This window comes from Microcoleus sp. Pol12A5, from assembly GCF_036701435.1.
Lineage (GTDB): Bacteria > Cyanobacteriota > Cyanobacteriia > Cyanobacteriales > Microcoleaceae > Microcoleus.
In genome coordinates this window covers 1-9,607 of record NZ_JAUBQU010000164.1, presented here as the reverse complement: position 1 = coordinate 9,607, position 9,607 = coordinate 1, and the positions used below count along the sequence as shown (strand labels likewise).

Genomic DNA, 9,607 nt, shown 5'->3' with positions numbered 1-9,607 from the left:
ACCCAAATCCCTTCTCTTACTTGATGAATGAGAGGGAATTCTTATTTTCTTCTGCCTAGAGTGACAGAAGAGGGGTATTCCCAGTTTCTCAACAGAGAAAACCAATACTTGACCGATGTTCGATCGCGGGAAATGCGATCGGGCCAGGGTGCAGGAGGCATATCGCGCAACGGTGCGTCTTCTGTATCGCCTTTTCTACTGTACAGGAGGATGTGGGCAGACAGTGGCGGTGGCTTGCTTTCTTCCATCTGAAAAATAGGCAGGCAGAAAATCGCTTTAAATCAGTTTTTACAGCCGATTGCTTTCTGAGTCTTGGGAAAGCCAAAAGCTATTGGCGTGCAGGTGGCATTAATGCTGCCGTGAGCTGCAATCCCCTATATTCCCGCTTTCTCTATGACTGGCGCTGGGCGCGATATGGCGCTAGGCCGAATTTGGCATGGAAAAATTCGGCATCCCGTTTCCTCAATCTAGATTCTCAGGAAGAGATGGACGGCGTAGCAAGAATTGGTCAAATCCTCCCTCAAACCGCGTCATCCCCCAAAGGTTAGAGATGCCATCTATCTAAAGACTGAAAAATTCACAAATCACCTTCGGGAAACGTCTAACTAATAGAACAAAAAAAACCAACCCTGGAGTTGAAAAATTATGATTCGTCGTATTGCTTTCGTTAGTGGTCTCGTTATTCTCAATGCTTTTGGTTTCGCTACCGTAGCTCGTGCAGGTGAAGGTGGTGTAGCAGGTTCTGCGGCTTTCACTATTACCGGCGGTCAGGTTATAGGTGTGGCTGTCTCGGCTGCTGTGGGTAAAGAAAATGCTGCCGCTCATTCTTTCAACTACGATGCCGCCAATGCAAATGGCTTACAGAACTCAGCGTTTGCCATTGGTACTGCGGGTGCACTGACTATCAACACTGTTGGCGACCCGGCTGGCTTTAGCCTCAACACAATAGAAGACACCGATCGCGCTACCGCGCAAGACAATACCTTCACAGCAGGGTACACCATCAGACTGGGTAGTCTTAGCGGCAGTACTTTGATTACGAGTCCCTAGAACTGTTGAGAGTTGTTAGTTAGTAAGCTGACCCAACAATTCAATCAATTTTTCCCCTCTCAAAGATGATATGAGGATCTCAGCGGCTCTCGCCACAGGAAGTCAGGAAAGATCCTCATTAAGAGGGGTTTTTTTATCCGCAGTACCTTCTGATTAATAACAAGGACATTCCCCAGACGAAACCCCATGATAAATAATTCAAAAACTCTCAATCCAGTCACCACAATTGTTTTTATCGATGCTGGAGTCGAAAATTCCCAGCAACTTATTGAGGGTGTCATTCCCAGTGCAGAAGTCTTTGTCCTAGATGGGAGGGCCGATGGCATCGAACAAATTAGCCTGGTTTTACAACACCGTCAGAATATTGATGCAGTTCATATTATTTCTCACGGTTCCCCAGGTTGCTTGTATCTGGGAAATAGCCAACTGAGTTTAGATAACCTAATCCACTACGCCGCTCAACTGCAACAGTGGGATGTTGCTAACCTTCTCCTCTATGGTTGCAACGTCGCGGCTGGAGATGCTGGGGAAGAATTTATTACTAAGTTACACGCCCTCACCGGGTCGGAAATAGCCGCGTCTAAGTCCCTGACGGGGAGTGCAGCTAAAGGCGGAAACTGGGAACTAGAAGTCACAACAACCCAGATGCAGCCAGTGCTGGCACTGCAAGCCGAGGCTATGGCGAACTACGGCTCTGTTCTTGTTACCGAAGAAACTATAAGCCAGTGGAATGGCAACGACTCAATTCAGGCTTTTGGGGAGCCTGGAACACAAACCTATGGCCAAACTTTCACAGCAGCAGAATCATCGCTCCAATCGTTTAAGATTATATTAGACGACTATGATTTTGATCCCGATACAATAGATTTTAAAGCCTATGTAACGGCTTGGGATTCCAACACAAATGCTCCCACGGGTTCAATTTTATATCAGAGTGCGGCTCAATCCACGACTCATGGAGCAGGTTTTCAAACCTTCACTTTTAACTCTAACATCTCATCATTAACACCAGGACAAAAATATGCAGTCTTGATCAGTACAGAGGGGGTAACTGATGGGATTACAGGAGCTGGTGGGCAAGCAGGCATTTTTAGTGATGTTTATCCGGGGGGAGATTTTGTTTATCAGAATGCTCCGGCTCTTTTCACCCCTGGGTACGCTTCTATTCCTTATGATGCAGCTTTTGAATTGGTATATAGCCCTCCTGTCACTCCTGTCAACCTCACACCCAATAACGATGTTTTTCAAGGGACTGCAAATGCCGACCAAGTGAATGGTTTAGCAGGTAGCGACATCATCTACGGTAAAGCTGGAAACGATATCATTGATGGCGGCGATGGCAACGATATTGTCTACGGGGGCAATGATAACGATTTGCTAAACGGTGGTAATGGTAGCGATCGTCTTTACGGTGATGCGGGTAACGACCAACTCCTTGGTGAAGTGGGTAATGACATCCTCTATGGGGGTGATGGTGACGATCTCCTCAATGGCGGTGCAGGAAGCGATCAGCTTTATGGTAATGCAGGGATTGATACCTTTGTTCTGGCATCGGGAATGGGTATGGATTCCATCTACAATTTCCAAGATGGCGTAGACATAATCCGATTAGATGGAGGTTTAACTTTCGGCGCTTTACAGATTGCCCAAAGTGGCACTTCCACCTTAATTAAAATTGCATCAACCGGAGTCACCCTCGCTTCTTTAGTTAACACAAATTACGCCTTGATTGGAGAGGCTGATTTTATCGCTATCGCGCCTGTCGAATTGTCTTAATTCTGAAATAATCAGGTGCGTTAACTTCCGTTAGCGCACCCTTGATTCGGATTTTATAATTATTAAATATTCAAAATATTCATCTCTATAAATATTTTTTATTGCATCTATAGCGAGCCTAAATAAATTGTGTAATTCTTGTAATGGCAAACCCCCCGTGGTTGCCCCGATCCGTAGGGGTTTGCACGGGGCGCTACCCCTACATATTTGTAGAAATGATTTAGACGCGCTATAGATAACAATATTAAAGCCAGAAATTGAATTGTTATTAAATCATCAGGATCTCAGAGTTTAGTCACTGGATTAACTCATATATTTAATCCCTACTTGCCGCGCTTTTAATGATGATTAACCTCCTCAAATTTATCGTTAACCCCACTGCGCTCCTCTCAACAGCATACAATGGTAGTATTCTCGTCGGTTTGACTCTCCTTAGCATCGCTTACTCAACCCCAGCTATAGCAGAAACTCGCTCCAATTTACTCGACAAATCCAATCAACTGGATGCCTCTGCTGCGAGTGTTTCCGACCTTCCAGAAACGAGCCCTTTATCAGAAATACCCAACTGGTTTACTTCTGCTACAAAATTGGAACCCTCATCCCAAAATTTAGCCTCTGAACCTCAACCCACAGAACCCCAATCAACTAATAATCCTAACGGATTGCCCCAACCTTCAGCGCCATCTACTGACCCTGATTACATTATTCCACCTCCAAGCGCTCCAAGTGTTTCCGACCTTCCAGAAACCACCCCTTTATCAGAAACACCCAACTGGTCTACTTCTGCTACAAACCAGGAACCTTCATCCCCAAATTTAGCCTCTGAACCTCAACCCACAGAACCCCAATCAACTAATAATCCTAACGGATTACCCCAACCTTCTGCGCCATCTATTGACCTCGATTACATTATTCCATCTCGAATCGCTCCAAGCGTTTCCGACCTTCCACAAGCCACCCCTTTATCAGAAACACCAAACTGGTCTACTTCTGCTACAAACCTAGAACCCTCATCCCAAAATTTAGCCCCTGAACCTCAACCCACAAAACCCCCATCAACTAATAATCCTAACGGATTACCCCAACCTTCTGCGCCATCTACTGACCCCGATTACATTATTCCACCTCGAATCGCTCCCGACGAAAAAATCAGCCCATTCACGACCAATTTACCTCTCAATGACATTCCCATCAGCCATCTAACTGAATGGGAGTTTAGTGGTTTCAAGACTTTTGCTGACACCACAGACAGTGATATTTTTTTTAATGGCACTCTCAGACTTAACAGTCGAGTTATTGAAAGTTTAAGCCGAACTAATATTTATAGAGTAGACCAAAAAGGCACTTATTTTCAACTGCGGACTGTTCCCCTGGAACGAACAATTACAACGAAAACTACCGCACCCCAAACCATGACGGGGTTAGAAATTCAAATGAGTTTAACGGCCGCTTGTATTTTTCTCAATACTCCTAGTGACCAACAATGTACTTATACCCCAGGTTTAGTAATCGATCGCAATAGTATAGATCCAGAATTTTTCGTACCTACCCGCGTCTTTCAAACGTCTCAGGTTGGGGAGGTTGTCAAACCGGAAACTTTGGCTTTTATGCAGCTTCCCGGCTTTCAAGGGGGAACCAGCAGTCAACCGATTGGCGTCGATTTTTATTTTCCAAATTCTGGTGCTTATCCGGGAAACAGCCAATCCCAAAAAACCAAAGTTGAGAGAAAAGAAGAAAATGACTATACGATTGCAGGTACTGTTTCCCGAGTTCGTCAAGTTGTTAAAGCCAATGATAGAGAAGCCGTTTTAGGGCGGACTATTCGAGGATTTACTCTCTTTGTTGATGATGAAAATCGCTGGCTCAATACGGCAATTCAAGCGGGGGCGCAAATTTTACCCGATGTCATTCCTGACCTAGAAGGCAGTAAAAATCACGTTAATACTAATATCAACCGCAACTTATTTTTAGCGGCTAATAATACTCGTTTACCCAGCAGTAGTTTTACAATCTATTCCGCCGGACTCGGACGGGCAGAAAGTTTAACGCCTAATGTCACCAGCTTAAGTCAAGTTCCTAGAGCAAATTATAACAGCCTTTGGCTCGGTCTTTCTCCCGTGATCGATCGCAATATTGAAGATGGTCGAATCTTTTACGATCCAACAGGGCCGCAAGTCACCCTTGTCGATGCTGGTGCAGAAGGTGGAGCAAATACCAATGTACAGTTATTCTCTGCGGTTAACCAAAATCAGTATTCTACGGCCAATTTGCAGAATTTTTATGCCCAAGTTTATTTAAGCTTTTTACAGCAAGATGTCAACTTTGTTAGAGAAAGTATCTATGGGGAAAAAACCTCTTACTATCCTCATCTCAGCTTTACCGGAAACTGGACGGGAGGTGAAGATATCCTGCGATACTATACGGGTGTGATTGCTTCAGAAAAGCCCAAACTCTACCTCGGTGCTGATTACACCAGAAACACGCTAAACAATTGGAGTTTTCGCGGCGGTGCGATTGGTTATCTCAACCCCGATCGCGATTATTACAGCCAACTTTGGGGGAGTGTCGCCAAAACCTTTCGTTTCAGTAGGCGGGCAAATTTAACCTTATCAACTGGCTTCAATTATGCTCTCGATCGAGAAACAAGAATTGGTGATTTAGTTAGTATTTCACCAGCTAGTGAAGTTGCCGTTAGCGCTCGCCTGAATTGGGGAATTTTTTCTCTGGGTTTGACCAACTATTTTGGTGATATCCTGCCGAATTCCTACGACGATCTCTTACTCGCTGAGTTAACCATCCGTCCTCTAAGCACTCTCACTCTGTCTGGTTATATCGCCCCCATCGATAAAAACTCGACTCGCTCTCTCTACGGTGCTAGTGTAAGTTGGCAACTGGAAAATAACTACAACAGTCCTACCCTATCCCTCAATTGGCAAAATAAGCAATATGATTATGGTGATGATGCTTTTGGGAATCGTTTATTATTGAATGATAATGTTTTTACAATCCTTTTTCGCATTGGTTCTCCAGCTAATCCGCTCTCTCGTTAATCTTACTCAGATTAGAAGCGAACTAATCTGCTCAAATAAAAAATCCGACTTCTGGCTCATCCCAGCCTGTGAACCGTTTGAGAAAATCTAAGCCAATAGGGACTCTCACCGAGATTACCTACTTTGCGAGTTAATCTGCTTCGGACTGCAGTGCCATAATATTTTAGGGCACTAAGTACGGAAGAACCGGAAATACCGATGCTATGGGAATTGCCAGTATCTAGGGAAGCAGTCAAATCAAAAGATCATAAGCTGCTACGCAGCTTAACAGTGACGCAGGGTTCTTAGGGAAGAGTTGAGGGGCGATCCTCAACCCTTACGCGCTAAAAATATTCGTGTTATTTTCGATCGTCGATACAGGGCGAATAATTTTTGACGATCGACAAACAGTTCCGTCCATCAGCCGTTCTCTCGTAACTAATACTATCTGCGATGTCTTTAATCAATTTTAGACCCCGCCCGCCCGGAGAGTGAATATCGACTTTTTCCGAAATATCTTTGATTTTTTTCTCTAAATCAAATGGATCGCCCGAGTCCCAAATTTTAATCTCTAAAGATTCAGCGAACACTGCCACCTGAATGTCAACAGGCAAATCCGCTGGTTTGCCCTTATGGGCGTGACGCACCGCATTCGTAAAGCCCTCAGCCAAAGCTAACTGGCACCGTATCCACACACTTGTAGGAATTCGCGAGTCGTACAATTGTGCAAACCACGACAAAACCCAGCTTAATCCATTCAGACCTGTATTGACTTGAAGATCCGCTTTTTTTAGCATCGGCAACTTTTCGGAACCCTTTAATTCAATCACGCTCACCACAGAAGTTCTTCATCGGCCGGTGGGCAAAATACAACTAGATAAAATACAACGAGACAAAGTATAACGGCGGCAAAATTGAGTGGTACTTTGAGGATACTAGCTTTGGTGGGCTGTCGATCAATGTCTAATCCACTAATCGGTTAGTCAGTATACCATAAATAGCACTTTCATGTCAATCAGCACCTGTGGCAAATAAAAGTCTATAAAAATTTATATTCTGAGTATAAACTGAGTGAAGTTCGATCGCGCCAAATTTCTATCAAATTTTAACGTAAATTGAACTCAACGACCCGCCGTCAAAAGCAATTACCTCAAAGCGATGTCAATAAACTATACTCAATCTCAGACAAGGGCGCTGACAGGATATATTTTAAATGACCCCCAGACCTTGAAAAACTTGTAGTACCTAAGTGCCCATGTTTCAAATTCTGGTTATTGACGATGATACGGCTGTTCAGGAACTGCTGAGAAGAACCCTGAAAAAACAGGGTTACGAAGTAACAGTAGCAAGTAATGGCGAAGACGGTGTAGCCCAGGCGCAAAAATTGCGTCCGGCCCTGATAATTTGCGATTGGATCATGCCGCGCTTGACGGGCATAGATGTCTGTCGTCGAGTTAAGGCAGATCCGGATCTGTCAACTACACAATTCTTTTTGTTGACTTCTTTGGGTTCGATCGCCGATCGAGTCAAAGGTCTCGACGCCGGTGCCGACGATTTTATCTCGAAGCCGATCGAACTCAACGAGTTACAGGCAAGAGTACGCGCGGGATTGAGGCTGCACCAACTCAGCCGAGATTTGAAAATAGCCAAGCAAAGTCTGGAAGCAGAGTTAGCCGAGGCGGCCGAGTACGTGCAATCGCTGCTGCCAGATCCTATGACGGAACCTTTCAGCATCGAAGCAAAATTCATTCCCTCCCGGCAGTTGGGGGGAGATTGCTTCGACTACAACTGGCTAGATGCCGATTATTTGGCGATTTACTTGCTCGACGTAGCCGGTCACGGTTTGCGGGCGGCGCTACCTTCGGTGGCCGTGCTGAATTTGCTGCGATCGCGCACGCTCCCCAACATAGACTATTACAAACCTAGCGACGTTTTGCGCGCCCTCAACACCACCTTCCAGATGAGCTACCAAAATGACAAGTATTTCACCATCTGGTACGGCGTTTACAACCGCATTTCTCGCCAGCTAGTTTATGCTAGCGCCGGCCATCCACCGGCCGTGTTAATTTCCCAGTCCCCTGCGAGCACCGCTAAAATCCAGCGATTAAAAACCCCCGGAATGCCGGTCGGGATGTTCCCCGACGCCCCCTATGTCGATAATTGCTGCGATGTCGAGGATTTGAGCACTCTCTACATCTTTAGCGACGGGGTATACGAGATCCACCAACCTGACGGCAATATCTGGGGGCTTGACCCTTTCGTAGATTTGTTAGCAGCTTACAACGGTGCAAGTGCCGACCAGTTAGAGCTGGTTTTGAACTACATTCAAAAGTTGAACGCTAAAGCAGTTTTTGATGATGATTGGTCTTTACTCAAGGTAAACTTTGGCTAGCTGACTTCTTGCATTGCATCTGCGACCAAATAGCAAGAAGGCAGCATTCCAAAGATTTAGCTAGTTGAGAGAATTTTGCTATTAAAAGCATCGCGGGTCTGAAATATCTCGAAAACTCGATCCATGCTGGTGAGTTCAAATAAGATGCGGATTTGCTCGTTGATAGAACAGACAACTAATTGACTCCCAGCGGCCCGGACTGTTTTGAGCGCCAAGACTAAAGCGCCTAAACCAGAACTATCCATAAATGTCACATCAGTGAAGTCTATCAATACCACATCGGCTCCCGCTTCCACTAGGTCGCTAATCTCTTGGCGGAATTGACTTGCCTTGGTGCCGTCTAAAATGCCAGAGGGCTGAATAATTTTAACTACAGGACTCATATTTTGCAGTGGGAATGTCAGAATTTCTAGCCAGACTAGGCTAGTATAGCTGCGAGATGGACTCCGATCCAAATAAGAGAGGGGAAAGCGCCAGAGCCTGAGAGCGGGAGAAGAGTTTTGAGTCCAAAAGATGGTGCTCGTCGCGGATCCTAACGCCGATCGGAGTCGCAGCGCTTCGCCGGGAGTAAATTTGGAGATAGGGACAATCTTTGTTCTGCCGAATGCCCTTCTGGTATTAATCAAACTCGGCTAACTTTGGCCCGGTAGAGGAGTTTGTCGCCTTGTCTGTACCCTGTGTAGCGGACTTTGACGGGTTCTCCGGGTTCGGCTGTTCCTTCCATGAGCAGGTGTTGTTCAGGGTTGTAGGGAATCTGGGCTCCGACTGGGGCGATCGACTCCACTCCCCAATGCTCCAATAACTGCTCGACGGGCCGCAGCAAGGGCAGTAGTTTCTGAGCCCGCAAGTTGTGATTTTCCTGAGCTTTGCTCGCTGCAGTCGGCCACTGCAACATCCAAGATTCTAAAATTTGCACGCTAGATAGCTGGAATTCCTGCATTAAAGATTCTCGCTGCTGTTCGATCGAAGCTTGCAAGCGCTGATATTCTTGTTCTACGGCTGTCGGTAGTGCCTTTTCTAACTCTACATAGTTTGGCGCCAAGGTTGCGAGCAGTTCGGTTAAGGAAATTTGCAAAGCTTGACTGATTTTGAGCAGGATGTCGGCTCGGGTTTGCAAAGCTAAGCCGCGACGCAGGCGACTTAGCTGGATCTCGGAAACTCCTGCTTTTTGGCTGAGTTCTCGATCGCTCGAAAGCCCCGCCTGTTCCATCAGGCGTTGCATTTGAGGAGCATAATCTGGAATATTGGCAGTCACGAAAAACTCATCCAAATTAATAAATGGACATATCCCTCTTCTGTCACTCTAGGCAGAAGAAAATAAGAATTCCCTCTCATTCATCAAGTAAGAGAAGGGATTTGG

The 9,607-nt window shown here is 45.7% G+C and carries 8 protein-coding genes; 4 read left to right on the top strand and 4 right to left on the bottom strand.

Annotated features, from left to right (window positions below; genetic code table 11):
• Positions 1–41: 41 nt before the first annotated feature.
• Positions 42–248 (bottom strand): hypothetical protein, encoded by a 207-nt coding sequence (locus QUA45_RS26055; RefSeq protein WP_333222653.1) that lies wholly within the window; start codon positions 246–248, stop codon positions 42–44.
• Positions 249–645: 397 nt separating this feature from the next.
• Between QUA45_RS26055 and QUA45_RS26050 the strand changes: the two genes are divergently transcribed.
• The 3 genes from QUA45_RS26050 to QUA45_RS26040 all read left to right on the top strand — a co-directional run bounded on the left by QUA45_RS26050 (position 646) and on the right by QUA45_RS26040 (position 5,876).
• Complete coding sequence (locus tag QUA45_RS26050) at positions 646–1,050, top strand: hypothetical protein (protein ID WP_333222651.1); 405 nt, start codon at positions 646–648, stop codon at positions 1,048–1,050.
• Positions 1,051–1,236: 186 nt separating this feature from the next.
• Positions 1,237–2,826, top strand: coding sequence for a DUF4347 domain-containing protein (locus QUA45_RS26045; RefSeq protein ID WP_333222649.1), 1,590 nt, complete (start codon positions 1,237–1,239; stop codon positions 2,824–2,826).
• Positions 2,827–3,167: 341 nt separating this feature from the next.
• Complete coding sequence (locus QUA45_RS26040) at positions 3,168–5,876, top strand: hypothetical protein (protein ID WP_333222648.1); 2,709 nt, start codon at positions 3,168–3,170, stop codon at positions 5,874–5,876.
• Positions 5,877–6,214: 338 nt separating this feature from the next.
• Here the strand turns inward: QUA45_RS26040 and QUA45_RS26035 are convergent, their stop codons facing one another.
• Positions 6,215–6,694, bottom strand: a complete 480-nt coding sequence (locus QUA45_RS26035) for an anti-sigma regulatory factor (protein ID WP_333222646.1) — start codon at positions 6,692–6,694, stop codon at positions 6,215–6,217.
• Positions 6,695–7,110: 416 nt separating this feature from the next.
• Here QUA45_RS26035 and QUA45_RS26030 point away from each other — a divergent pair, with 416 nt between their 5' ends.
• Entirely contained in the window at positions 7,111–8,247 is a 1,137-nt protein-coding gene (locus tag QUA45_RS26030; protein ID WP_006632014.1) for a PP2C family protein-serine/threonine phosphatase, read from the top strand.
• Between the two features lie 56 nt (positions 8,248–8,303).
• On the opposite strand, the gene QUA45_RS26025 is transcribed toward QUA45_RS26030, so the two are convergent.
• A complete protein-coding gene (locus QUA45_RS26025) occupies positions 8,304–8,630 on the bottom strand; it encodes an STAS domain-containing protein (RefSeq protein ID WP_333095236.1) in 327 nt (108 codons plus the stop codon).
• A gap of 239 nt (positions 8,631–8,869) precedes the next feature.
• On the bottom strand, positions 8,870–9,502 hold the full coding sequence (locus tag QUA45_RS26020) for a helix-turn-helix transcriptional regulator (RefSeq protein WP_333222645.1): 633 nt from the start codon (positions 9,500–9,502) through the stop codon (positions 8,870–8,872).
• Positions 9,503–9,607 lie beyond the last annotated feature (105 nt).